General features: G+C 38.1%; 25 protein-coding genes and 2 riboswitches. Of the genes, 6 read left to right on the top strand and 19 right to left on the bottom strand.

The genetic code is table 11. The features are described 5' to 3' along the window. Positions 1–10: 10 nt before the first annotated feature. From ACH6EI_RS11705 to thiT, 3 genes are all read right to left on the bottom strand, one after another. Positions 11–1,381, bottom strand: coding sequence for an ethanolamine ammonia-lyase subunit EutB (locus ACH6EI_RS11705; protein ID WP_108674741.1), 1,371 nt, complete (start codon positions 1,379–1,381; stop codon positions 11–13). Between the two features lie 26 nt (positions 1,382–1,407). Then, positions 1,408–2,826 carry an ethanolamine ammonia-lyase reactivating factor EutA gene (locus ACH6EI_RS11700; protein WP_099331054.1) on the bottom strand — a complete coding sequence of 473 codons (1,419 nt, stop codon included), beginning with the start codon at positions 2,824–2,826 and terminating at the stop codon, positions 1,408–1,410. Positions 2,827–2,982: 156 nt separating this feature from the next. Continuing rightward, positions 2,983–3,591, bottom strand: a complete 609-nt coding sequence (thiT, locus tag ACH6EI_RS11695) for an energy-coupled thiamine transporter ThiT (protein ID WP_099331372.1) — start codon at positions 3,589–3,591, stop codon at positions 2,983–2,985. Between the two features lie 32 nt (positions 3,592–3,623). Beyond that, a riboswitch (TPP riboswitch) is annotated at positions 3,624–3,724 on the bottom strand. 173 nt (positions 3,725–3,897) lie between these two features. After that, positions 3,898–4,082: riboswitch (Lysine riboswitch) on the top strand. Positions 4,083–4,184: 102 nt separating this feature from the next. Here thiT and ACH6EI_RS11690 point away from each other — a divergent pair. Continuing rightward, a complete protein-coding gene (locus ACH6EI_RS11690) occupies positions 4,185–5,624 on the top strand; it encodes an amino acid permease (RefSeq protein WP_099331055.1) in 1,440 nt (479 codons plus the stop codon). Positions 5,625–5,660: 36 nt separating this feature from the next. Here ACH6EI_RS11690 and ACH6EI_RS11685 read toward each other — a convergent pair whose 3' ends face one another. The 5 genes from ACH6EI_RS11685 to ACH6EI_RS11665 all read right to left on the bottom strand — a co-directional run bounded on the left by ACH6EI_RS11685 (position 5,661) and on the right by ACH6EI_RS11665 (position 8,375). After that, positions 5,661–6,029 (bottom strand): hypothetical protein, encoded by a 369-nt coding sequence (locus ACH6EI_RS11685; protein WP_099331056.1) that lies wholly within the window; start codon positions 6,027–6,029, stop codon positions 5,661–5,663. Positions 6,030–6,132: 103 nt separating this feature from the next. Next, positions 6,133–6,624, bottom strand: a complete 492-nt coding sequence (locus ACH6EI_RS11680; RefSeq protein ID WP_033579112.1) for a GNAT family N-acetyltransferase — start codon at positions 6,622–6,624, stop codon at positions 6,133–6,135. Positions 6,625–6,718: 94 nt separating this feature from the next. Then, complete coding sequence (locus ACH6EI_RS11675; RefSeq protein WP_033579113.1) at positions 6,719–7,303, bottom strand: cysteine hydrolase family protein; 585 nt, start codon at positions 7,301–7,303, stop codon at positions 6,719–6,721. A gap of 21 nt (positions 7,304–7,324) precedes the next feature. Then, complete coding sequence (locus tag ACH6EI_RS11670; RefSeq protein ID WP_013057236.1) at positions 7,325–7,633, bottom strand: cupin domain-containing protein; 309 nt, start codon at positions 7,631–7,633, stop codon at positions 7,325–7,327. Next, the gene (locus tag ACH6EI_RS11665) at positions 7,608–8,375 is read right to left on the bottom strand and encodes a YqcI/YcgG family protein (protein WP_099331057.1); all 768 of its coding nucleotides are present in this window, start codon (positions 8,373–8,375) and stop codon (positions 7,608–7,610) included. The genes ACH6EI_RS11670 and ACH6EI_RS11665 overlap by 26 nt, the downstream gene beginning before the upstream one ends. A gap of 152 nt (positions 8,376–8,527) precedes the next feature. Here ACH6EI_RS11665 and ACH6EI_RS11660 point away from each other — a divergent pair, with 152 nt between their 5' ends. Next, on the top strand, positions 8,528–9,169 hold the full coding sequence (locus ACH6EI_RS11660) for a LysE family transporter (protein WP_063247899.1): 642 nt from the start codon (positions 8,528–8,530) through the stop codon (positions 9,167–9,169). Here the strand turns inward: ACH6EI_RS11660 and ACH6EI_RS11655 are convergent. From ACH6EI_RS11655 to ACH6EI_RS11640, 4 genes are all read right to left on the bottom strand, one after another. Continuing rightward, positions 9,155–9,976, bottom strand: coding sequence for an alpha/beta fold hydrolase (locus tag ACH6EI_RS11655; RefSeq protein ID WP_098999381.1), 822 nt, complete (start codon positions 9,974–9,976; stop codon positions 9,155–9,157). The genes ACH6EI_RS11660 and ACH6EI_RS11655 overlap by 15 nt on opposite strands. A 212-nt stretch (positions 9,977–10,188) precedes the next feature. Further along, on the bottom strand, positions 10,189–12,615 hold the full coding sequence (gene parC, locus ACH6EI_RS11650; protein WP_108674742.1) for a DNA topoisomerase IV subunit A: 2,427 nt from the start codon (positions 12,613–12,615) through the stop codon (positions 10,189–10,191). Further along, a complete protein-coding gene (parE, locus tag ACH6EI_RS11645; protein WP_108674743.1) occupies positions 12,612–14,588 on the bottom strand; it encodes a DNA topoisomerase IV subunit B in 1,977 nt (658 codons plus the stop codon). Before parE ends, parC begins: the two co-directional genes overlap by 4 nt. Positions 14,589–14,921: 333 nt before the next feature. Next, positions 14,922–15,335 carry a CoA-binding protein gene (locus tag ACH6EI_RS11640; protein ID WP_013057242.1) on the bottom strand — a complete coding sequence of 138 codons (414 nt, stop codon included), beginning with the start codon at positions 15,333–15,335 and terminating at the stop codon, positions 14,922–14,924. Between the two features lie 205 nt (positions 15,336–15,540). Here ACH6EI_RS11640 and plsY point away from each other — a divergent pair, with 205 nt between their 5' ends. Together plsY and ACH6EI_RS11630 are read left to right on the top strand one after the other, a co-directional pair. Continuing rightward, on the top strand, positions 15,541–16,134 hold the full coding sequence (gene plsY, locus ACH6EI_RS11635) for a glycerol-3-phosphate 1-O-acyltransferase PlsY (RefSeq protein WP_014459891.1): 594 nt from the start codon (positions 15,541–15,543) through the stop codon (positions 16,132–16,134). Positions 16,135–16,513: 379 nt separating this feature from the next. Next, complete coding sequence (locus tag ACH6EI_RS11630) at positions 16,514–16,804, top strand: HesB/YadR/YfhF family protein (RefSeq protein WP_013057245.1); 291 nt, start codon at positions 16,514–16,516, stop codon at positions 16,802–16,804. Between the two features lie 42 nt (positions 16,805–16,846). Here the strand turns inward: ACH6EI_RS11630 and ACH6EI_RS11625 are convergent, their stop codons facing one another. The 3 genes from ACH6EI_RS11625 to tlp form a co-directional block, all read right to left on the bottom strand. Then, entirely contained in the window at positions 16,847–17,269 is a 423-nt protein-coding gene (locus ACH6EI_RS11625; RefSeq protein ID WP_048019239.1) for an acyl-CoA thioesterase, read from the bottom strand. Between the two features lie 78 nt (positions 17,270–17,347). Beyond that, the gene (locus ACH6EI_RS11620; RefSeq protein WP_098113033.1) at positions 17,348–18,775 is read right to left on the bottom strand and encodes a phospholipase D family protein; all 1,428 of its coding nucleotides are present in this window, start codon (positions 18,773–18,775) and stop codon (positions 17,348–17,350) included. Positions 18,776–18,887: 112 nt separating this feature from the next. Further along, positions 18,888–19,130 carry a small acid-soluble spore protein Tlp gene (tlp, locus tag ACH6EI_RS11615; protein WP_013057249.1) on the bottom strand — a complete coding sequence of 81 codons (243 nt, stop codon included), beginning with the start codon at positions 19,128–19,130 and terminating at the stop codon, positions 18,888–18,890. A 172-nt stretch (positions 19,131–19,302) separates the two neighbouring features. Here tlp and ACH6EI_RS11610 point away from each other — a divergent pair, with 172 nt between their 5' ends. After that, complete coding sequence (locus ACH6EI_RS11610; RefSeq protein WP_108674744.1) at positions 19,303–19,914, top strand: hypothetical protein; 612 nt, start codon at positions 19,303–19,305, stop codon at positions 19,912–19,914. 31 nt (positions 19,915–19,945) lie between these two features. Here ACH6EI_RS11610 and ACH6EI_RS11605 read toward each other — a convergent pair whose 3' ends face one another. The 4 genes from ACH6EI_RS11605 to acnA form a co-directional block, all read right to left on the bottom strand. Further along, a complete protein-coding gene (locus tag ACH6EI_RS11605) occupies positions 19,946–20,089 on the bottom strand; it encodes an acid-soluble spore protein N (RefSeq protein WP_014459885.1) in 144 nt (47 codons plus the stop codon). A gap of 44 nt (positions 20,090–20,133) precedes the next feature. Then, complete coding sequence (locus tag ACH6EI_RS11600) at positions 20,134–20,277, bottom strand: FbpB family small basic protein (RefSeq protein ID WP_014459884.1); 144 nt, start codon at positions 20,275–20,277, stop codon at positions 20,134–20,136. A 212-nt stretch (positions 20,278–20,489) separates the two neighbouring features. After that, complete coding sequence (locus ACH6EI_RS11595) at positions 20,490–21,089, bottom strand: TlpA disulfide reductase family protein (RefSeq protein WP_028413159.1); 600 nt, start codon at positions 21,087–21,089, stop codon at positions 20,490–20,492. A gap of 195 nt (positions 21,090–21,284) precedes the next feature. Next, positions 21,285–24,005, bottom strand: a complete 2,721-nt coding sequence (acnA, locus tag ACH6EI_RS11590; protein WP_033579123.1) for an aconitate hydratase AcnA — start codon at positions 24,003–24,005, stop codon at positions 21,285–21,287. A 221-nt stretch (positions 24,006–24,226) separates the two neighbouring features. Between acnA and sspO the strand changes: the two genes are divergently transcribed. Further along, positions 24,227–24,376 (top strand): small acid-soluble spore protein O, encoded by a 150-nt coding sequence (gene sspO / locus ACH6EI_RS11585; protein ID WP_013083371.1) that lies wholly within the window; start codon positions 24,227–24,229, stop codon positions 24,374–24,376. Positions 24,377–24,586 lie beyond the last annotated feature (210 nt).

The following is a 24,586-nucleotide window of genomic DNA, read 5'->3' as shown; positions in this document are numbered from 1 at the left end:
AGCACCTTCCTTAAATCAAATTCATAAAAATAGTTGGGTCTCCAGCTCTTGATGTGAAGCGTCCGTTTTCCATAATACGCTGATCTTCAAGCCATTTTTGAAATAACGGCGTTGGGGTACGGCCAAGTACATTGCGCACGGTTGCGATATCATGATAACTAAGAGACTGATAGTTTAGCATGCAGTCATCAGCCATGGGCACTCCTATTACAAAGTGCACCCCAGCTGTTCCTAGAAGCATACTTAAATTATCCATATCGTTTTGATCAGCATCCATGTGGTTGGTGTAACATACGTCTACTCCCATAGGCAAGCCGTGCATTTTTCCCATAAAGTGATCTTCTAACCCAGCCCTTAGAACTTGTTTGCTGTTATATAAATATTCAGGTCCAATAAATCCAACAACCGTGTTAACTAAGAAAGGCTTGTAGTGGCGAGCTAAGCCGTAGCATCTAGCTTCGAGCGTTACTTGATCAATATTATAGTGGGCTTCTGCTGACAGTTCAGAACCTTGTCCTGTTTCAAAATACCAGCGGTTCGGACCTTTTGCTGTCCCTTTTTCATGAATTAACGCTGTCGCTTCATCGAGCATAGACAGTGAAATCCCAAATGAATCATTACCAGCTTCTGTGCCTGCTAAACTTTGGAAAATCAAGTCAGCAGCTGCTCCTTTTTCGATTGCTCTCATTTGACTCGTCACATGTGATAATACACAGTTTTGAGTAGGAATTGACCATTCGTTGATTATATTTTTTGTTTCATTTAAAAGCGCGTAGATATTATCCGTTGTATCAATAACAGGGTTAATTCCGATAACCGCATCTCCAATTCCATAGCTTAACGCTTCGTAGAGAGATGCTCTCATTCCTTTTAAGTTATCTGAAGGATGATTAGGCTGGGCTCTTGAAGCCAATACGCCTTTTTGACCGATAGTCGTTTGACAAGTAGTTTGCACTTCTATCTTGGCAGCTCCTTGAATTAAATCTAAATTGGACATAATTTTAGTAGCTGCCGCAATCATTTCGCTGTTTAATCCCTTGCTAAGCGCAAGAAGGTCTTCTCCGGTATGCTCATCAGATAAGATGTATTCTCTTAACTCCCCTACTGTCCAATTTTTAATAATGTCGTAAACCGATGAATCAATCTGACTTTCGATTAATGCCGAGACGTTGTCTTCATCTGCGCTTAGCAGCGGGTAATTTCGAATATCAGCAAGTGTGATATCAGCTAGCACTTGTTTGGCTGCCATTCGTTCTTTCATTGACTCAGCGCTAACTCCTGCGAGCTGATCTCCAGAACGTTCTTCGTTTGCTTTGGCCATAATTTCTTTCAAGCTATAAAATGAAAATGTTTCTCCTAACAACCGGGTAGTTTTAAACATCTTTTCCTCCTTGTATGTTCAGTTGATTATGATGAAAAAGCGAGTGTTTTAATCGAAACAGAGATTGCCTCTCCAGCTACGGGTAACCCTAGATCGATATAATCTCCGTGGGTAAAGTCAATTTGATCTAAACAAATAATTTCTAATTCGTTCTCCTGTTTGGCTAGTGCTTGTCCTAAAGCTTTAGCAATATCCTGCTCGCATAAAACAACGAGGCACTTAGCTCCTTTAAAACAAGCACCAAATTCAGCGCTTATTACTTTTGCTAATTCTTGCAGCATTCTATAGCTGCAGTAAGGGAAATGAGATAAAGCAATAGCAACGGGAGGATCTTCTGCGCTGAAAACAGTTGAAGCCTGCATACATGCCGTTCGAGCTCTTTCTTGAAACAGCTGCGGATTCCACTCCTCCTCTTGCTGTACGGGTATCTCTATAATCGGAATATTTTTTAGCGGCAGCCGCTTTGATTTAATGTATACGGTTGATCCGCTAACTTCTGTATTTTGCATACCAGCTCCAATGACAGTGGCTCGCGTTGTTTCAGCGGCTTGAGATACCTGTATGGCTTGAAACTGATAAGCTAGCAGCGGACCAATGTCTCCGTGTATGGCCACTTCCTTCACTGTTTTTGGTTTCTCCTTCTCTATCATGGCTCCTACTCCTCCCGAGACCATGATTGTCTCTGGCCGAGTAGAAGATCTTGTATGAGGGGAAACGAGCAGCAAAGAGGTTTGCTTCAGTGCGCTCACATAATCCACGGTTTCTTTAGCTAGCAATTTGCAAATAGACGAGAGTTTTTCAAATGTTGCTTTTTCGCCTTCTTGAAGCATCAGAGAATTATTTTTTAAAAATTCAGTTAAATAAGACGAAACGTAGGTAACAATACCATCTTCGTTTAGTCGAATTAATCTTCCGCCTACATGCAGGGTAAACGTTTCAATCACTTTTCCATTTTGACATAAGGCGATGTTAGCAGTGCCTCCACCTACATCAATATTGGCAATCACTTTATTGGTTTCAGCAGAATGTTCGATTGCTCCCGATCCTTTTGCCGCTAACATTCCTTCTAAGTCAGCACCAGCTGTTGCAACAACAAAATTCCCAGCGTGTTCAGCTAGATAGTGAACGATACTCTCTGCATTTTGCTTCCGAGCCGTTTCTCCTGTGATGATCACAGCACCCGCCTCCACTTGATCTAAGGAGATCCCTGCTTTTTTGTACTCTTTTTCTAGTAATAGCGTTAACCTTCGAACATCGATTTCCACCTCGTTTACCATAGGTGTTGTATAGATGGAACTTGCATACGTTACGCGACGATCAATAATTTGACAGCCTGGCAGCGTAAACTGATTTTGTTGATTTGCTATTAACAGTTTGCTTACAATCAGTTTTGTTGTGCTTGTTCCAATATCTAAACCTATGCTCGTGATCCATTTCTGTAGCATACGATCAATCCTTTATCTCGTTTGAATATGTTGACTATCATAAAACAGTTTTTTGAATATTTCACTAACTATGTTATCAAACCTGACACACTTTTGTGTAAACAAAGGTGACAAATAAGAAAAAAGACTAAATCTTGGCAGATTTAGTCTTTTTTCTTATGATGAGTGTGATTTAGTTACAATCATTCTTGATGCCGATGGGATTAACAGTGAAAGGATAATTAGACATGATAGCAACGACCCAATCATCGAAATCCCATTCATGGAGAAAGAATACCATAGAACAGGCATTCCTTTTGGTGCAGCAAATCCCCAAAATATTAAACCTGCAATAAAATGGCAAAAATAACGAGCAAAACTTCCTATAATTAAAGATAAGATAATAAAAAAGAAAGCTTTTGATCTTTGATTATTAGCTAAATATCCTTTAATAGAACTAGAGAAAATCCCGCCAAATCCAATAAAGGTAACAGCGATAATATACTCTATAAAAGCTTGCAACGGGGTTAAAATATACGCATTTCCTAAAGCTAGTTGTAATATTCCCCATAGAAATCCAGATAAAGCTCCTCCTTTAACTCCCCATCGAAAACACATAATAAAGATAGGAACCATAGAGAACGAAATGCTTACACCTATTGCAATTTTTATAGAAGGTAAAAGATCAATCAAAAAAGCCAATGCTGCAAAAATAGCTATTTCAATTTTAGCCTGTAAAGGTAATGCTTTATTCACGTTTCTCACTCCTGTTTTTGAATCATTCATATCAAACGGTTTACACAGGAGTAAGCAAATATATGCTACTATTCCCACATTCCTACGCTAGCGTTAACTAACAGGTTCGAAGGGTCTGAACATTTCGTTCACTCTCAGCACGGCGGCTCCCCCTGTGGTACGTTTGGATATTTATGTAGTATAAAGACAATGTTTATTATACCATACGTAACAAAATAGATTCGAGAGATTTCAAAGATGTTTCTATTTTCTGAATCTATTTTTATAATGACAATCGTTTTAGTATTTGTTATACTTCTTTTATGTCAATTGAATATAAAAAACCCTCATCCTAATCGATGAGGTAGAGGTCGCAGTTTTTAATAGTAAAGTAACGGAAATGCAGAGAACATTGAGGATGTTGCTTGAAAGGAAAAATTGCCGAAGTTTAAATCACTTCTCGGTTGATTTAAGCTGGGGCTGTCTCCGAACAGGAACAGAACTGTCACATCATGCGAGTGATGTGAAGAGCTATCTTCACGGAAGGTTGACGCGGTTTTCAGATTTAAAAGCGCGCACATATACTGCGGGCTTTTTTTATGTTATCCCGTCTCTTTCCGTACATTCGAAAGGAGTATTTATCTATGCAAGAGCAGCAAGAATTAAAACGTGGGTTGAAATCTCGCCACTTAACGATGATTTCATTAGGAGGAGCCATCGGAACCGGCTTATTCCTAGCAAGTGGTGGAGCAATTCACACAGCAGGACCTGGGGGAGCGCTTTTAGCTTACGCTATTATTGGCGTAATGGTTTACTTTTTGATGACCAGTCTAGCAGAGCTCGCAGCTTATATGCCTGAAGCTGGTTCATTTAGTACGTATGCGTCTCGTTTTGTAGATCCATCCTTTGGTTTCGCTCTCGGCTGGAACTACTGGTATAACTGGGCTATTACGATTGCAGCTGAATTATCTGCTGGAGCCCTTATTATGAAATTTTGGTTCCCGAACTCTTCTTCTATTTTATGGAGTGCCCTGTTTTTATTAATTATGTTTGGGCTTAACTACCTTTCTGTAAAAGGATTTGGTGAATCTGAATTTTGGTTTTCGTTAATTAAAGTAATAACGGTTATTATCTTTTTAGTTATTGGTATTATGATGATTTTTGGTATCTTTAACAATGAAGCACCAGGTTTTAAAAACTTCACGCTTGGTGATGGACCGATTCACGGTGGATTCTTCACTGTACTAGGTATCTTTATGGCAGCTGGTTTTTCATTCCAAGGAACAGAGTTGCTTGGAGTCGCAGCTGGAGAAAGTGAAGATCCGGAAAAAACGGTTCCTCGCGCAGTTAAACAAGTCTTCTGGCGCATCTTGTTATTTTATATTTTAGCTATTTTTGTTATTGGAATGCTTATTCCATACACAGCGAATTCATTAGCAAGTGATGACGTGCGAGTAAGTCCGTTTACTTTAATATTCGAACGAGCAGGTCTGGCGTTTGCAGCATCAGCGATTAATGCCGTTATTTTAACAGCTGTTTTATCTGCTGGTAACTCAGGAATGTATGCTTCTACGCGTATGCTGTGGAACTTAGCGAAAGATGGAAAAGCACCAAGGTTCTTAGCAAAAGTGAATAAACGAGGCGTTCCAGTTAATGCCTTAATCGCAACGGCACTTGTCGGTACACTTGCATTTGGTGCTTCATTTTTTGGAGACGGTGCGGTATATACGTGGTTACTTAACGCTTCTGGTATGTCTGGTTTTATTGCTTGGTTAGGAATTGCGATCAGCCACTATCGTTTTAGAAGAGCATTTGTTGCTCAAGGTCATGATTTGAGTGAACTTCCATATCATGCAAAACTTTTCCCATTTGGCCCTATCTTTGCCTTTATTTTATGTGCCGTTGTTATTTTAGGCCAAAACTATTCGGCGTTTATGGGTGACTCGATTGACTGGTACGGTGTACTTGTTTCTTATATCGGACTTCCTTTATTCTTAATTGTTTGGTTAGGATACAAATGGACGAAAAAGTCGAAGCTTATCCCGTTAAAAGAATGTCAAGTAACAGTGAAAAAATACGAATAAAAAAAGCTCTCTATTCTTTTGAATAGAGAGCTTTTTTTATATGAGCTGATCGGCAAAATGAAGAGATATATAAGCGGATTGGTTTTTCATAACAAGCATATAACCTTTGAGGGGACGGTTATAGTAATCAGCAGCTTCGATATAATAAATACGCTGAATTAACCTGCTTAAATGAGTTGCAAAAGATGGAAGTTGGTGATTAGGAATGGTTTGGATGTAGTCTATGATTTCTTGTTTAGTTTGAAGGCCTGAACGGGTACATTCTAACAGATGAAAAAGCGGATCTGCTGCTATAGTAGATAGTTCAGAATTGTGTTTGATTCTATTCAGCTGGATATGCAGTTCATTTTGGGACCATTTTTTCGGCACAGCTCTTAGATGTTGATATTGAAAATGTGTACTCATGATAGCTAACACCTTTCGTATTAAAATAATAAAACAACTTATTATTTTAATAACCTTTACACATGAAACTAAAACGTTACAATGTGTAAAGGTGTCATACATCTTATAAAATAAGCTGATAAAAAAGTACATCTTGCCACTGATCAAATTTCCAGCCCACTTCTTTAAACTCTCCGCAAAATGTAAAATTAAATTGCTCATGCATTTTGATACTGATATCATTCCCTTTTGTAATTCCTGAAATGACAACGTGATGGTCGAGCTCTTTAGCTAATTCCAAAATGCGCTTCATAAGCTGTTTCCCAATACCATGCCCTTGTTGATTTTTATCAATATAAATCGATAGCTCTACTGTTTGAATGTACGCTTCTTTATCTCGATACGAGGAAAGCGAAGCATAGCCCGCTACTACTCCATCTTTTTCCGCGACAATAAGTGGAAAAAGTTCATTGCTAATATGATTATTAAACCAGCCCCTTCTTTGTTCTACTGTTACAGGCGTTAAGTCAAAAGTAGCAGCACTTGTTTGAACGGATTGATTATAAATTTCAACAAGCATAGGTAAATCTTCTTCTTTAGCATAACGAATGATCATATGTACAAACTCCTTATAGTATAGAATTATCTTTATTTTACTTCTTTTAAGAAACATAATCTACATAAAAAACCGATGTGCGCATGCACATCGGTTATTGGTTTTGGGCATATTGAAAGGTTTGAAGGACTTGAAGAGTCTCTTTTGTAGAAACGACCGTTGCAAACTCTCCGTGCAAGGAAGACAGTGCGAATGTATGTACATCTTCTGCAAGAAGTCTGGTTTTTCCATCGTAGGACATACAATCAAAACAGGCCGTTGCATCGTTCACAACATACGTCCTATACCCTAGATTTCCAGCCATGCGCGCAGTCGTAGAGACGCAGTGATTAGTAGTTAGTCCTATTAAGATAAGCGTATCATAGCCATTTGCTTTTAAATAGCTATCTAGCTCTGTTCCAATGAAACAGCTGTTCACGTGCTTGCGAATTAAGTATTCGTCTTCTTGTGGACCAAATCCTTCTTTGAACTGAAACCCCTTTGAACTTGGATGTAAAGGAGAGTCTGGATTTTCTGATGCATGCTGCACGTGAATGACAGGATAGTCTTGGCGCCTCCATGCTTGCAGTAGCGTCAGCATATTCTTTTCTGCATCTAAATTGTTTCTTTCTCCCCACTGGGGTGAATAAAACCCTTCTTGTACATCGATAAGTAGCAACACTGGCCGGGAACGTAGCATAAGCATCATCTTCTTTCGTCTTTATTTTAAAATGGAAATAACGTATGTGCATCCATCAGGACCGGCTTTTGAAGAATGAACCGTTTGTTTCGGTAAATGTATCCGATCTCCGGCCTGACATAGAACCGTATCACGTTCAACTGTAAAGTAAATAGATCCTTCAAGGATATGAAGAATTTCATCAGTTGGATGCGTATGAGACGGATGTGTTTGAAAAGCAATATCGTGCTGTACTTCAACGTATCCAGTATACGCCGGAAGCAGCTCTTTAATTACTTCTTCAAACTTTCCGCCAACTCCTTTTTTAATAGAGGCTTTTTTTACGTCCATGCTGCTCACTCCTTTTTAATTTAAATGGACACTGTCCGGTAGTATGGTTATTATCATCGTGTAAAAAATATTGTTTCCACTCTCTGTTTTCCTGCTGTCCATACCAGCCTAACTCAGGGTGAGCTGATACGTCATCATATGTTTTTAACCGATCGCGGACGACTTTTTGTACATGCTTCCCTATTTTTGAATCTCCTGTCATACCTTCAAACACCCACCGCGGCTGAAATGTAATCATAAATCCTCTGCTCTTACGGCTTTTACGTAGAGAATGAGCAGGCGTATTACAGACGACAAAAATAGGTTCTCCGTGAAAACAAAATTCCCATAATGCATCTTTTGGGTCTTTCGGAATATCTTGCGGCCATTTCTTTTGATCAATTTGATGAAGAAACGTCAGCGTATCCCAAAACATCGTTTCGTACTCTTCCATTGACCGTTCTTTATGTTCAGGCTTAAAGAATAACACAAAGGATGTATAGCGACCTATGGTCTTAAATGTATCTATGTATTCTCTAAGTGCCGCCGCTGCATGTTTAATATCTTGATAGTTATAAGGAGTCGTCACAAATGAAAAACGCAGTAAATCTTTTTTAAAGCCTTCTACCCCTAATATACAGGGAAATGGATTTTCTTCTGATAATATATCGCTTTGGAAATATTGAAAAGCATCTTTCCCCCAGAACGGGACGTGCGTTGACTCTAAAATCTCATTAGCTCGAAAAAGCATTTTTGATACCATTAAAACCCTCCTTATGGAACTCAACGTTACATGTGTATTAAAAAAAAGAAAGTTTATGAGTATTTTTAACTAAATCTCGCTTCTAAATTATAAAATTCTAATCTATATATATATAAGCTACTATTGGACAAGTTAGAAAGGAGGCTGTGTTTGTGGAGTGGTTTTTGATTGCTATAAAACAAATAATTCTAGGTATTAGTCTCGCAGCACCGGTAGGCCCAATTAATATAGAGATGATTAAAAGAGGTCTGACAAAAGGATTTTGGGCTTCTTGGCTAGTTGGTTTAGGAGGAATGACAGCCGATATCTTATTTATGCTTCTCATTTTAATAGGGTTAACCCCTTTTGTTCAGATGCAGGCTGTTACGGTTGTCCTGTATGCAACGGGTTTTGTCATGCTCACATTTGTTGGCTTTCAAAGTATGAAACAAGCTGTCTCTCGTTCCTTTTCAGTAGATGTAAATAACCCCTCTGCTAAAAAAGATAAGTCGTTTTTTACAGGTTTTTTTATTGCTCTTATGAACCCTTTAAATATTGTGTTTTGGTTCGGTGTATTTGGATCAAGCTTAAGCGAAAGTCTTCAAAGTCAAACGTGGCTATCCGTCTTTTTTCATAGCTTCTTTATTATTTTTGGCATCATTCTTTGGAATTTAAATATTGCGGGCAGCATTCATTTTACAAGAAAATTTATCACGCCTAAGCTTTTTCGCCTCATTACGTTAGGTGCTGGTTTTTTACTTTTTTTATTTGGCTGCCAATTCGGTTTTAAATGTGTATCCTTACTTATCGGCTGAGCTTTTATTGATGAGTTCAATAAGGGTGTCGTTTACTTTCTCACGTTCATCATAAAAAAGACCGTGTCCACTATTTTCAAATGGGATCAGTGTAGAAAATGAAATGTGGCGATTCATTACTTTTGCAAGATCAAATGGACAAATTTGATCTTTTTTTCCGTGTAATATATATGTCTCAGCGAAAATTTGACTCAAATCTTCCCGTAAGTCTTCGTCTCGTAAAGACACCGCAGTTTTAATCGTTCCATGGCCAGATGCCTCTAAACCTAAATCTTGAAACCATCCTCTAAAAGCTGCGCTGGCAGGCTGATTAAAAAATTTTTTCCCAAAGTCTTCAAGCATGTTAGGACGATCTCTATACGTATTTTGAATAATTGTATTTACTTCTTCAGAAGGAAGTCCGTATGGAAAATCAGTTTTTTGAATAAAGCTTGGAGCCGCTGCCCCTAATAAAATTAACTTCTTCACGCCATATCCTAAGTGTCTACTCATATATCGAATGGCAATGGCTCCCCCCATAGAAAAGCCTACTAGCGTATAATTTTTAAGTCCTAATTTTTCTACTAACATACGAATATCATCCGCTAATTGATTGTAAGAATAGCCGGTGAAAGGCGCATCTGATTTTCCAAATCCTCGAAGATCAGGAGCAATACACCGAATACCGCAGGCCGGCAGCGTTGTAAATTGGTATTCGTACATTTTAGCATTAACAGGCCACCCGTGAAGGAAAAGAACGGGTTCCCCTTTTCCAATATCCCGAACAAAAAGTTTAGTCTTAGGAGTTACGTGAATAAAATAGTTCATATATAACACCTCCTAGATGTTCTTATATATATATGTTTTGGACAATTTGAACATTCAAAAGTTTCTTATAGGCTTGTGTAGGAGATGCATGATGTTCATTTGGAATGAGGAGTAGGAAAATCATTTTACATTGTTTATTTAGAACATAGTTCATTTTAAAAATATTGGGTAAAAAAAGTAGTAAAGCTTTAAAAACTTTACTACTTTTTTTGTTATTTTTCTTCCAGCCACATATCAACTAAATTGCCAGCTTCGCTTTGGTCCAATACGAATGAACCGTTGCTATATCGGTCACTAGCTCGCATTGTAGATGGATCAACCTGCTCGATTTGACCTTTAGATGATTCCACTATCATGTAATGTTCTTTAGAGATTACTTTTACTTTTGCAATTTGATGCGGATTAGATTTTAGTTCTCGGACCATCACTAGCCCTCGTTTTGCTCGTGCTGATTCTTCAAACTCAGCAATTTTTGTCTTTTTCACAGCTCCTCGCTGCGTGGCGATAAATAATTCAGTTGATAGAGCTTCATCTTCATCGAAGATAACGCCGCTTACAACATAATCATCGTCTTTTAAGTTAATTCCTTTTACACCAGAAGCGCGAGTTCCTACAATATTAATTTCTTCTTCCCGGAAACGCAGTCCGTAGCCAGAGCGAGTGGCAATAAACACTTGTTTTTTACCATCCGTTTGATATACATCGACTACTTCATCATCGCCTTTTAAATTAAGAGCGACAAGAGCTTTGGAGTAGCGCTGTGCTTTATATTGAAGTAATTCTGATTTTTTGACCATACCATTTTTCGTAAAGAAAAGCAGATACTGATTTTCTTTAAATTCTTTTACCGGTATCGCTCGTACAATCTGCTCTTCTTTATCAATTGGAACAATGTTCATGATATGCTGACCCATGTCTTTCCACCTGATATCAGGAAGTTCGTGCACTGGCATATATAAATAATTCCCTTTGTTTGTGAAGATGAGCAGCGTTTCGGTTGTATTAATTTCATACTTCGCTAAAATTCGATCCGTATCTTTCATACCGAAGTCTTGCCCGTTAGACGCGGCGTAAGAACGAAGACTTGTTCGTTTTACATATCCGTCTTTTGTGACTGTTACCATCACTTCTTCAGATGGAACCATCACTTCTAGATTAATTTTAATCTCTTCGATTTCCGCTTCAATTTTTGAGCGGCGTTCTGTACTGTATTGCTTTTTTACACGGCGTAATTCTTTTTTGATTACATTAAAAAGTTTTTTCTCGCTATGTAAGATTTCTTCTAACTCGTTAATTTTAGCACCTAGCTCTTCAGCTTCCGCTTGTAGAGCTGTAATGTCCGTGTTTGTCAAACGGTATAATTGAAGCGACACAATCGCTTCTGCTTGAGGTTCTGTAAATTCATATTTGCCAATTAAATTATTTTTAGCGTCGCGCTTATCTTTAGAAGCTCTAATCGTCGCAATAACTTCATCTAAAATCGACAGTGCCTTAATCAATCCCGCTACAATATGTTCACGTTCACGTGCTTTTTGCAGTTCGTATTTAGAACGATTTGTTACTACTTCTTTTTGATGATCAATATAAGCATCAAGAATGTTAGCCAAACTCATAAGCTTTGGTCGCTTTTTAGCAATGGCAACCATGTTAAAATTATACGGTACTTGCAGATCCGTATTTTTATAAAGGAAGTGAAGTACTCCTTGAGCATTTGCGTCTTTTTTTAATTCTACTACGATGCGCAGACCCGTACGATCCGTTTCATCGCGAACTTCAGCAATACCTTCCACTTTTTTATCTAAACGAAGCTCATCCATTTTCTTCACAAGGTTGGCTTTGTTTACTTCAAACGGAATTTCCGTAATGACAATTTGCTGTTTTCCACCGCGAATGGACTCCACTTCCGTTTTTCCGCGAATAATAATTTTCCCTTTACCTGTCTCGTAGGCTTTCTTAATCCCGTCTACACCTTGAATGATTCCCCCTGTAGGAAAATCAGGACCTTGGATAGCCGTCATTAATTCTTCAATTGTACACGTTGGTTTATCAATTCGCATGATCGTTGCGTCAATTACTTCACCTAAATGATGAGGAGGAAGTTCTGTAGCATAACCAGCTGAAATACCCGTGGATCCATTCACTAGCAAGTTAGGAAACATAGCTGGTAACACAGTTGGTTCGCTGCTTGTATCATCGAAGTTAGACACAAACTCAACCGTTTGTTTGTCAATATCTCGTAGAAGTTCTGCAGCAATCGATGAAAGGCGAGCTTCTGTATAACGCATTGCTGCTGGGGGATCTCCATCAATACTTCCGTTGTTTCCGTGCATTTCGATTAATACATTTCTAACTTTCCATTCTTGACTCATTCGAACCATGGCATCATATACAGATGAATCACCATGAGGGTGATAGTTACCAATTACGTTCCCTACAGTTTTGGCTGACTTACGAAACCCTTTTTCTGCTGTATTTCCATCTACGTGCATTGCATATAAAATACGACGCTGAACGGGTTTTAACCCGTCTCTTGCATCCGGCAGTGCACGCTCTTGAATAATATATTTACTGTATCGACCAAAACGGTCGCCTAGTACATCCTCAAGAGGTAAATCTAAAAAGCGTTCTGTTTGTGTCATTGTACGTCCTCCTCTGCGACCGTTAATACATTTTCATTATCTAAAATATTTGGATCTTCTTCTAATCCAAACGCTACGTTGCTTTCAATCCATTTTCTGCGTGGTTCTACTTTATCGCCCATCAAAGTGGTCACACGACGATCAGCGCGAGCAGCATCATCAATACGAACACGAATCAGCGTACGCGTCTCTGGGTTCATTGTTGTTTCCCAAAGCTGATCTGCGTTCATTTCACCGAGACCTTTATAGCGTTGAATCATATACCCTCTTCCTACCTTATCGATAGCACCTTGCAACTCTTCGTCACTCCATGAATATTCAACCACTTCCTTTTTACCTGACCCTTTACTTACTTTGTAAAGCGGTGGAAGAGCAATAAACACTTTTCCTGCTTCCACAAGCGGTTTCATATAGCGGTAGAAAAACGTTAGAAGAAGCACTTGAATATGAGCCCCATCCGTATCCGCATCGGTCATGATGACTATTTTATCGTAGTTAATATCATCGATTGTAAAATCTGCGCCTACTCCTCCGCCTATCGCGTGAATGATCGTACTAATTTCTTCGTTTTTAAAAATATCTTGAAGTTTGGCTTTTTCGGTATTGATAACTTTCCCTCGCAGCGGCAGCACAGCTTGAAAGCGGCGATCCCTTCCTTGTTTTGCTGAACCTCCGGCGGAATCCCCTTCGACTAGGTACAGTTCGTTTCGCTGAGGATTTCTTGATTGCGCAGGCGTCAACTTCCCGCTTAGAACGGTTTCTTGACGCTTTCGTTTTTTCCCGTTTCTTGCGTCTTCTCTCGCCTTACGTGCCGCTTCACGCGCTTGAGCAGCTTTGATTGCTTTTTTTACAAGAAGAGAGCTTACGTCTGGATTTTCTTCTAGGAAATAGGCAAGTTTTTCAGAAATAACTGCATCTACCGACGAACGAGCTTCACTTGTACCTAACTTTCCTTTGGTTTGTCCTTCAAACTGAAGCAACTCTTCAGGTATTCTAACGGAAACGATGGCTCCTAATCCTTCTCGTATATCCGTTCCTTCTAAGTTTTTGTCTTTTTCTTTTAGCAGGCTTACTTTACGAGCGTATTCATTAAACGCACGCGTCATAGCGCTTTTTGCACCGGACTCATGCGTTCCCCCGTCTTTGGTACGAACATTATTAACAAATGATAAAATGGTTTCAGAATAACCATCGTTAAATTGAAACGCAAATTCAACTTCAATATTATGATGAATCCCTTCAAAAAAGACGACTGGATGAAGTGAATCTTTTTCTTCATTTAAATATGAAACGAAGGCTTGAATACCTGTTTCATAATGAAAGATATCTTGACGATCATGCCTTTTATCGATTAACTCTATTTTGAATCCTTTTAATAGAAAAGCCGATTCGCGGAGCCGTTCACAAAGCGTATCATAATTGTACACGGTTGTTGAAAAAATCGTGGCATCCGGTTTGAAATGAATCGTTGTTCCCGTTTTTTTTGTTTTCCCTATTTTTTCTAGCGTCGTAACCGGCTTTCCTCCACTTTCAAAACGCTGTTCATAAATAAATCCATCTCTATGAATGGTTACAGTCAACCATTCAGACAGCGCATTTACAACAGATGCACCTACTCCGTGTAAGCCTCCGCTTGTTTTATATCCACCCTGTCCGAATTTACCTCCTGCATGCAAGATGGTTAAAATAACTTCAGGCGTTGGTTTTCCTAGTTTATGCATGCCCGTTGGCATACCTCGACCTTTATCTTGTACAGAAATTGAATTATCTTTGTGAATGGTTACAATAATTTCTTCTCCGTAGCCTGCTAGAGCTTCATCGACAGAGTTGTCGACGATTTCATATACTAAATGATGCAGACCACGTGTATCCGTACTTCCAATATACATACCAGGACGTTTACGAACGGCATCTAATCCTTCTAGTACTTGAATTGCATCTTCATTATAATTAAATTGTTGTTTCCGAGCCATTCATACTACCCCTTTCATCACAACGAACATTACTACATTATGTATGAAACACAAACGTTTGCGCTTCGTGTCTAAGAATAAATGATCATGTATCCTATCTTTTAATTTTATAGTGTTCGCATCAACAGAACGTATGTTTCTATTTTTGCGTACTTACAAGATTTTAGCACAAATTTCCGTATTATAAAAGCAATATCTTGTGTATTCATGGATTATAAGCCTTATAAAGCTAGCTGTCTAACGTCTATTGTAGCGGAAACTCTCTTACTATTTCAACGCATGGTGAAACCCATGCAAGCAGTGTGCATGGGTTGGTTGTTCTGCTTATAGATCTTACTTTGTTAAAGCATGCTCGACTTTTATACAACGATCCATAACTACAGTATACCCTTTTTTAGCGAGCAGGTCATATGCTTCTTCATTAATTAAACCAGATTGTGCCCAAAATACGTCTGCATCTACTTCTAAAAACTCTTCTGCAACTTCAAGCAAATGCTCAGAGCGACGAAATACATTAACGATATCAATATGCCCTTCAATTTCTTTTAATGAAGATACGGCTTTTACGCCGAGCGCTGAGTTGATTGTTGGGTTCACCGGAATTATCTCGTAACCTTGCTGCTGCATGGCTTCTGAAACCATATAAGACGTTCGATGAGGATTATCTGATAAACCTACTACAGCAATGCGCTTGCTTTTTTTTAATATTTTACCAAGCTCTTGACGGGAAGGAATTTTAATGGACATGTCTATTACCTCTCTTAGCTATATAATATGTACTGAACAACATTCGCGATTTACAGTTGATTTCCTGCATATAGTACCCGTTTTCTCTATTTTTGTAAACGTCTTCTTTTTTTAAAATAATTGTCTCTCACCCAAAACTAACTATGTTTTTTTAAGTATCTCATGGTAAAATAGAAACGATATAGAAATAAAGGAGCTTTCAAACATGAATTATTTATTACCTATTCTTGCCTATATCTTGGGCTCTATTCCTTTTGGACTAGTTGTTGGAAAACTAGGATACGGCATCGATATACGAGAGCATGGAAGCGGCAATTTAGGCGGCACCAACTCGTTTCGTACATTGGGTGTAAAAGCCGGAATTATCGTTACGCTTGGAGACATTCTAAAAGGCACCCTAGCAGCTTCTTTACCGCTTTTATTTGATACAAATCAAAACATTCTCTTCATTGGTTTATTTGCTGTCATTGGTCATATTTTTCCTATTTTCGCGAAATTTAAAGGCGGGAAAGCTGTTGCCACATCCGCCGGAGTGATTTTATGTTATGAACCTCTTTTATTTGTTTTCGTGCTATTATGTTTTTTTATCTGCTTATACATAACGAAATATGTATCACTGTCATCAATGGTTACTGGGGTATTAACCTTTATCTACACGCTATTTAAACAAGACTACATGCTTATTATGATTATTGGTGTAATTGTAGCCTTTGTCATTTACAGACACCGCGCAAACATTACGCGAATTCTTAACAAAACAGAACCGAAAGTCACATTTTTATCAGGTAAAAAGAAATAAGAGGCTCTTCCTCTTATTTCTTTTTTTATAACCACTTTGTAAGCGAATACATTTCTTGTTTATTAGTTATACTGATACTAAAATAAGGAGGTGAATAATGTGAAGAAAAAATGCCCCATTTGCAAACGTAATAAGAAAATGGATTCACAGCTAGAAGGAAGCCGCTACTGCGTTCACTGCTGGGAAACCATTGGAAAACAATATGATTTTAAATGAAAGAATGAAACGATTTAATATAGAAATGAAGCATTCGCCTCTATATTAAATCGTTTTATTTTATTTTATCTTATTCCTTCCTAGCTGGATTCGTATATATTGGTAATTTATCTATCTTTCTACTATAATAAATGTATCCGCAGTATTGGAAGGAGCATAATTAATGAAATTAACAGTAACAGAAGCAGCAGCTACGTGGTACAAAGACGAAATGATGCTAGAAGGAAACGAAACAATTCGCTTTTTTGTTCGCTACGGCGGATGCAGCAACGTTCAAAAAGGTTTTTCTTTAGGTGTAAACACAGATTCTCCTAAAAACGTTGGCGTTGAAACAAAAGTTGACGGTTTAACATTTTTCGTAGAAGATGAAGACCTTTGGTACTTTGATGGTCATGATTTGACCGTAAATTATAATGAAGAAACAAAAGAACCTGACTTTCATTACGAAGCGTAAGAATAAAAAGCATCGATTTATCGATGCTTTTTATTCTTACGCTTAACCCTGCTTTTTGGCGTCTTCATAGGCTTTATGCCATTCCGGATAATTACGGCGAATCGAAATAGGCTTAAAGTTTTCTTTTTTTACACATACGTGTGACGATGTTCCTGTTAACGCAAGTTCTTCATCTGAATTAAAAATTTCGTATCCGTACACAACGCGTAGACCGTCATAGTTCTCAACCCAAGTATGTACCACAGCTGTCTCGCCATAATGAAGCGGCTTTTTATATGATGCCTGTATATCAATAACTGGCGACAGCACACCGTCTCTTTCCATTTGTGCATAGCTAAAACCTAAATCACTGATAAACTGTGTTCGGCCTATTTCCATCCATACTAAATAGTTAGCATGATACACAACGCCCATCTGATCGGTTTCTGCATAGCGCACTTCGATTTCTTTCTTCGATACTAGCATGATTCTACCTCCTCTTGCACTGTTCCTGTTTTATCTTACCATATAAGGAGAATATACTCCTACTAGTTTGGTTATTACTCAATATGTTGTAAGACTAAGCGCATCTTGAATACGATATATCAGTGTTTCCAGCCTCGTCATCTTATTTTCATACCTTTTATAAGGAAGTGTGTATGTGTAGTCTTTATTTGTCCATAGGCGGTCAAAATAAGCGTTTAGTTCCGTCATAACCTTTTTGTTAGGAGGTCCTGATACTTTAATATCCGTTTCTAAGTTCAAATCATCCAAATTTCGTTTTGTGAAATTTGCTGCTCCTGCAATAATCATTGCCTTTCTTTTGTTTCGAATAAATAAAGTTTTGGGATGATACTGCTCTTTTCCCGTATGATACCAGCGAACTTTAATATCGCCTTTAGATTTTTTCACAAGTTCTGCTGCGACTGGACGGTTAGGCAGTCCGAACTTTTTTCTTCCGAACGCATTTTCATTAGGGTCTAAAATTAATCGTACGTTTGCCCCTTGTTCGGAAGCTTTCAAAAGCGCCTTTATTACGTCTCGATCTCCAAGATAAAACATGCCAAGCCACACATCGTCGCCTTTTTTAGCATGACGTAAATCATGTAATACGTGCTTATAAATTTTGCCTTCTGTTAACAGCTGAACATAGAGGTCTCCCTTTTCTTTTTCTTTCTTCTTATACCGAGGTAAATCTCCTCCGTAAGAAAAATCAGACACGGCTTGTTCGCTTTTTACAACATCTCCAATGATATTCCCTTTTACTTCAAAGGCCATGTTGGAATTATAAAAGCTTGCATCATGAGGATTGGCAGAGGAGATAATAACGCTTTGATCGGTTGCTACTACTTTTCTGTGATTAGCTTTTACATTTAACAACTTAAAATAAGCACGGGCCGTCACGTTAGGCGCATTATTTCCGAAAGGATTCGTGATCCATCCAGTTCCTTTTTCACCAAACCACTGAACAAAAGTTCTCCACACTGAAGAATATAGTGGAATGGAGTCTCTGAGCTTAGATAAATTGGTTTGCACCACTTTGATTCCGTTTAGCCGCAGTGAATCTAACCACTTTGAATCATGTGAGCCGTAGGTTGTATTGATTTCATCTGTAATAAAGACGATTTCGATAGTAGGATGTTTTCGTTTCTTTTCAATCAGCTTACTTGCAAGTGTATCACTAAGGTGAGGAAACGTTTCACCTTGGTTATAGTAGCCATTAAATAGAAACATATCCATAATAATAAAAGCTTTTGCGTCATCAATCGCATTCGTAACTGCTTGAAAAATATGTTGTTCGGAAACCGACGTCTGTTGGTCTTGATACGTTAGGTCCGATAAAAGAAATACATCTTCTACTTTGTGAGGCTTACTTTCGTATGAAACTCCTTTAGGCAAGGGCTTATGCGTGTGATAAGAGCCCACAATAATCAAAACGACAAGTAAACTGACCAAAATCCTTACTATTTTCTTTTTCACGTGCTTTTTCACCTACATAAACCTCTTCGCTAGTTTATATTATTATTCACCTTACTAAAAAAATATAGAAAGAAAGCAGCTAAAACCGTTTATTTTTAGCTGCTTATTGTCGCTGTTTTACTTATTAAATCGTACCTTCGTAACCATTTTGACGAGCTTCTGATTCATCTTTTATTTCGCTGCGCATTGCTTCAATGCTTACTTCGCGATTGTGATTTTTTTGCTGAATGCGCTGACGTTCTTCTTCAGTGCTGCATGCAGCAGCTTCTTCTGCTTCTTCAATGTTTTTCATTGTATTTTGTACCATTGTTTGTAATTTTTCAACGTTATCACTGCGATCGTCTGGATTCGGTTTATTCCATGCCATTGTATCTTCCTCCTCAAAATAACTTTGTTACAATTGTAGTATGCCGGATTTGTTCATCTCTATAAGTGGAAAAAAATGATTTTAGTTTACATAATATAATTATAATTAAGTTAAAATGTATATATAAAACATACATAATATGGTAATATATACATACAAAGGGGGAATCGCTATGACCAAACGAATGATAACATTACTAAGCGTCATCTTTATTGCAGTGCTTGCCGTATTTTTTATGTCGCAAACTTCATTGGCATCCAAATTGACAATAAGTGCCTCTATCAAGCCTCACCATTACTCAAAACATGAAGAAAAAATGTTAGCCGTGACAAACTTAGACTACAAAAGTAATATCATGGCATACAATGTTAAAGCTCCTAATGGAGCAAAAGAAGCTTATGTAAAAGCTACTTATTATGAAAAGGGAAAAGCCAAACAACCTTTATTCTCAGGAGGGTTGACTGTTTCAAAAGAATTTGACATGTTTGCTATTACATATAAAATCGATGATGATACTCACAAAGTAATGTTTAATGTGGGAAGCAACGATACAAACCTAGGGATAGAAGCGGAAAAGCCAAAGAAAATGAACGGCTATTCCTTTACTGGATTAGAGAAAAAACAAAAAGTGAAAATGAATAAACCATATCCAGTTGCTGCTTTATTTGGTGACGATGGCAGTGGCATACGAGTTGCTCCGCTTTCAACCGATGACGGAGAAGTTGTTAAAGAGCTTATTTCGAGCAACCCTTACGTTTATTTATTCACAGTAGAATTCAAATAATAAAAAGTCGCTGAATTCAGCGACTTTTTATTCATTCACCTTTGGTTTGAATAACTTGAGGATGCTTGCCGGATGTATCTTGCATTTGTTTTCCGTTATTTCCACCAGCTTCTCTCGGTTGAGTGCCGATGTGATTCGGAACAAAACTTTTGCTTTGTTTTTTAGGATTTCCCATGCTTATCCCCTCCTCACCGTTACTCTAACCAACTTACTTTAAAGTTATTCAGCTCTTTCAAGCATACGATCTTCTAACCGCTTTTCAATTTCCAATTCAATGCGTTCAATTTCTGACTGATCTTTTAACAGCTGCGTTTTATTTTCTTGCACTAACTCTTCAAATGAACGTTTGCGTAATTTTCTCATGATTCCAACACCTACTTTATGTAATTTTTATGAAAAATCTGAAAAATCAAAAGAAACTGATATCATATAACTATCTATATTGTAACCAATTTGTCAGATAAGTAAACATACTTTTTGAAAAGTTGTAAGAAAGTTTGACATATTTACTGACTTATCTATATATACGATGGTAAAGTAAATAAGTTTCATTTTTAATAAAACAAGCAGCGAAGTTAATTCGCTGCTTGTTGAGCAAAGTTTTCCATTTGTTTAAGCGTCATTGGACCATTCACTCGCTGAACAATTTTCCCTTCTTCATCTATAAAGTAAGATGTCGGAATGGTGGACACCCGGTATTTTTTACTTCCCACAGTATCTTGGTCGTCCAATAATACATGAAACGTAAACTGTTTTTCTTTCAGAAACTTAGATACTGCCTGTTTACTACCTTCTGATGAAGTTAAATTAACCGCAAGCAGCTGTACGTCGTTTCCATATTTCTTATAAAACGCTTGCATATCGGGCATTTCTTTTTGACACGGCGGACACCATGTGGCCCAAAAGTTTAAAATAACTTTTTTTCCTTTAAAGTCCGATAATTGAACAGTTTTTCCGTTCGTATCTGAAAGTGTAAACGGAGGTGCTGTATCTTTTGGTTCTAACCCATAAGCTTGACCAGAAGCCTGACGAGCACTATCGCCTTTTTTAATATTTAAATCCTTGTATTCGCTTAAGTTAGAATTATCGGATGCTTCATTTGGAGAAAGCCCTTCCCAAAGTGCGTAGCTAAGAAAGCCTACTAGAAGCAAGACCGCAATTATTTTTTTAACCATATGATCGGCTCCTTTATTTCTTCTAAAAAGTGATAATCTATGTACTAATAGATATGTGCAATATCTACTAAAATAATCCTTTTATCGGGCATTTTCTTTTATAATATAGCATATTTCCCTCTCACTTTTTGTCGAAAACGGTGCGTTTGCATAAAAAAAGAGCGGCTCACGAGAACCGCTCTTTTTCTTTATACCTTACGCATGTGTTTTAGACTGTAATTTATCACGAAGCACCATTTGAAGGATACCACCGTGACGATAGTAATCAATTTCAACTTCACTATCGAAACGAACCAGTACTTCAAATTCTTTTTTGTTTCCAGCTTCATCAGTTGCTGTTACTTTTACAAGATCACGTGGTTTTACTGTTTCATCAACTGCTACTGCAATTGTTTCTTTTCCAGTTAAACCTAATGTATCCGCGCTTTCACCATCTTTAAATTGAAGAGGTAAAACACCCATTAATACTAGGTTTGAACGGTGAATACGCTCAAAGCTTTCAGCGATTACTGTTTTAATACCTAAAAGATTTGTGCCTTTTGCTGCCCAGTCACGAGAACTTCCCATGCCGTAATCTTTACCTGCAAGTACAACAAGACCTGTACCTTGCTCTTTGTATTTCATACAAGCATCATAAATGCTCATTACGTCATTTGTTGGCCAGTACGTTGTCCAGCCGCCTTCTGTACCAGGAGCTACTTGGTTTTTAATGCGGATGTTTGCAAACGTACCGCGCATCATCACTTCATGGTTACCACGACGAGAACCGTATGAGTTAAAGTCTTTTGGTTCTACACCGTTTTCTTGAAGGTAAAGACCTGCAGGTGATGTTTTTGCAATTGAACCCGCTGGTGAAATGTGATCCGTTGTCACTGAGTCACCAAATTTCGCTACTACGCGAAGATCATTTAACGGTTCTACTTCACCTGGCTCTTCTGATAAGCCTTCAAAGAACGGTGGATTTTGGATGTATGTTGAATCATTCTCCCACGTATAAAGAGCATCTTCGCTCGTTTTAATTTCATTCCAGCGCTCATTGTCATCGAATACACGCTCATACTCGTTACGGAATAATTCAGGCGTTACGGTACGGCTAACAACTTCTTTAATTTCATCTTGAGAAGGCCAGATGTCGCTAAAGAATACTTCATTGCCGTCTGTATCAATGCCGATTGGATCTTTTTGTAAATCTACATCTACCGTTCCAGCCAGTGCATATGCTACAACAAGCGGTGGAGAAGCAAGGTAGTTACCCTTTACTAATTGGTGAATACGTCCTTCAAAGTTACGGTTTCCTGAAAGAACAGACGTTACAAGCAAGTCGCTGTCTGCAATCGCTGCTTCAATTTCAGCTTCAAGTGGACCAGAGTTACCGATACAAGTCGTACAGCCATAGCCTACGATGTTAAAGCCGATTTTATCTAAATATGGAAGCAATCCTGAATTTTGAAGGTAAGCCGTTACTACTTTTGAACCTGGTGCTAAAGAAGTTTTCACGTAAGCTGGAACATCCAATCCTTTTTCTACCGCTTTTTTCGCAACTAAACCAGCTGCTACCAATACGTAAGGATTTGATGTGTTCGTACAGCTTGTGATAGCCGCAATAGCGATGGCACCTGTTTTCATTGTTGTTTCTGAACCGTCTGCAAGCTTAAACGTAACTTCTTTATCCACGTCTTTAGCATCAAGTCCGAAGCTTTGATTGCTAACAGGAGCTGTTAAAGCTTTCTTGAATTCTGTTTGCATTTGAGAAAGTGGAATTAAATCTTGCGGACGCTTTGGACCTGAAAGATTTGCTTCAATCTCAGCAAGATTAATCTCAACAACATCAGTGAAAATTGGATCTTCATTTTCTGGTGTAAAGAATAAACCGTTTGCTTTTGTATATTGTTCGACAACCTGAATGTCTTTTTCATCTCTTCCTGTTAAACGCATGTATGCTAATGCCTCTGCGTCAACTGGGAAGAACCCGCATGTTGCACCGTATTCAGGAGCCATATTAGCAATTGTTGCACGGTCAGCTAATGGAAGTTCAGCTACGCCAGGACCGAAGAATTCAACGAATTTTCCGACTACTCCTTTTTGACGAAGCACTTGCGTAACTTTTAACGCTAAGTCTGTAGCTGTAGTACCGTTTGGTAATTCACCAACAAGTTTAACACCGATTACTTCAGGAACTGGGAAATAAGAAGGTTGACCAAGCATGCCTGCTTCCGCTTCAATACCGCCAACACCCCATCCTAAAACACCGATACCATTAATCATCGTTGTATGAGAGTCAGTACCTACTAGAGAATCAGGGAAAGCTACGAATTCGCCATCTTCTTCAACAGCATGAACAACGTTTGCTAAATATTCTAAATTTACTTGATGCACGATACCAGTAGCTGGCGGAACTGCACGATAGTTATTAAATGATTTTTGAGCCCAGCTTAAGAAATTATAGCGCTCTGTATTACGTTGAAACTCAAGGTCCATATTAATTCGTAATGAGTCAGCTGTACCTGCTTTATCAACTTGTACGGAGTGGTCGACAACGAGGTCTACTGGAATTTCTGGATTGATTTTGTCAGGATCTCCTCCTAAATCAGCCATTGCTTTACGAAGTGACGCTAAGTCTACAACCGCTGGAACTCCAGTGAAATCTTGAAGAATAACACGAGATGGTTTGAAAGGAACATCGATATCTTTGATATCTTTTGTTCCCCATTTTGCAAGGTTTTCGACGTGTTCTTTTGTAATAACACGGCCATCTACCTGACGAAGAACAGATTCTAATAATACTTTAATTGAATACGGCAGCTTAGATACGTTACCTAAACCTGCTTCCTCTAAAGCTTGTAAGCGGTAATAATTATATGTGCTGCCATTAAGATCGAATGACGAACGAGCGTTAAAAACGTCTTTTTTAGTCATTGCTTTTACCCCCTTAAAATTCTATGTATAAAGGATTTACTTACCCCATCCTCTATTCCCTTCACCATCTATCTTAATATAATATTATACATAAGTAAATAAAAAGAATGTTATTAATTAACATAAGTTTCACTTATAACCTTTTTCCATCTGCCTTTTATTTTTCTAATAATTCATATTTCATTGATTTTTACGCATGCTAGAAACGGAGGTGATTCAACATGGCTAAACGCAAGTCAAACCACGTCATTCCTGGAGCTAACGCGGCTAGCGCTCAAGGAAAGGGAGCGGGTTATAATGAAGAATTTTCAAATGAACCATTAACCGAACAACAGAAACAAAATAATAAAAAACGCAAAAAAAATCAATAAAACACTCTCTTATTGGATATACTAATCACTAGTTAGAAAAGCAAAATCGTTTAACTCCATGAAATCTAACGAGAAGGCGTCATTATATATGGCGCTTTTTTTCTGTTCCCATTTCCTGTTTTTGCTAAACCTATTTTTAGAAAGGGGAATTTTTCATCGGATAAATCCCCTGTCACTATCCCACCCTAATAAATGAAAGGGAGGGTTTAA

Origin of the sequence: Priestia sp. JSM ZJ58, from assembly GCF_044383985.1 — a bacterium.
Lineage (GTDB): Bacteria > Bacillota > Bacilli > Bacillales > Bacillaceae_H > Priestia > Priestia zanthoxyli.
The sequence above is the reverse complement of the archived record's forward strand: the minus strand, read 5'-3'. Positions and strand labels throughout refer to the sequence as shown.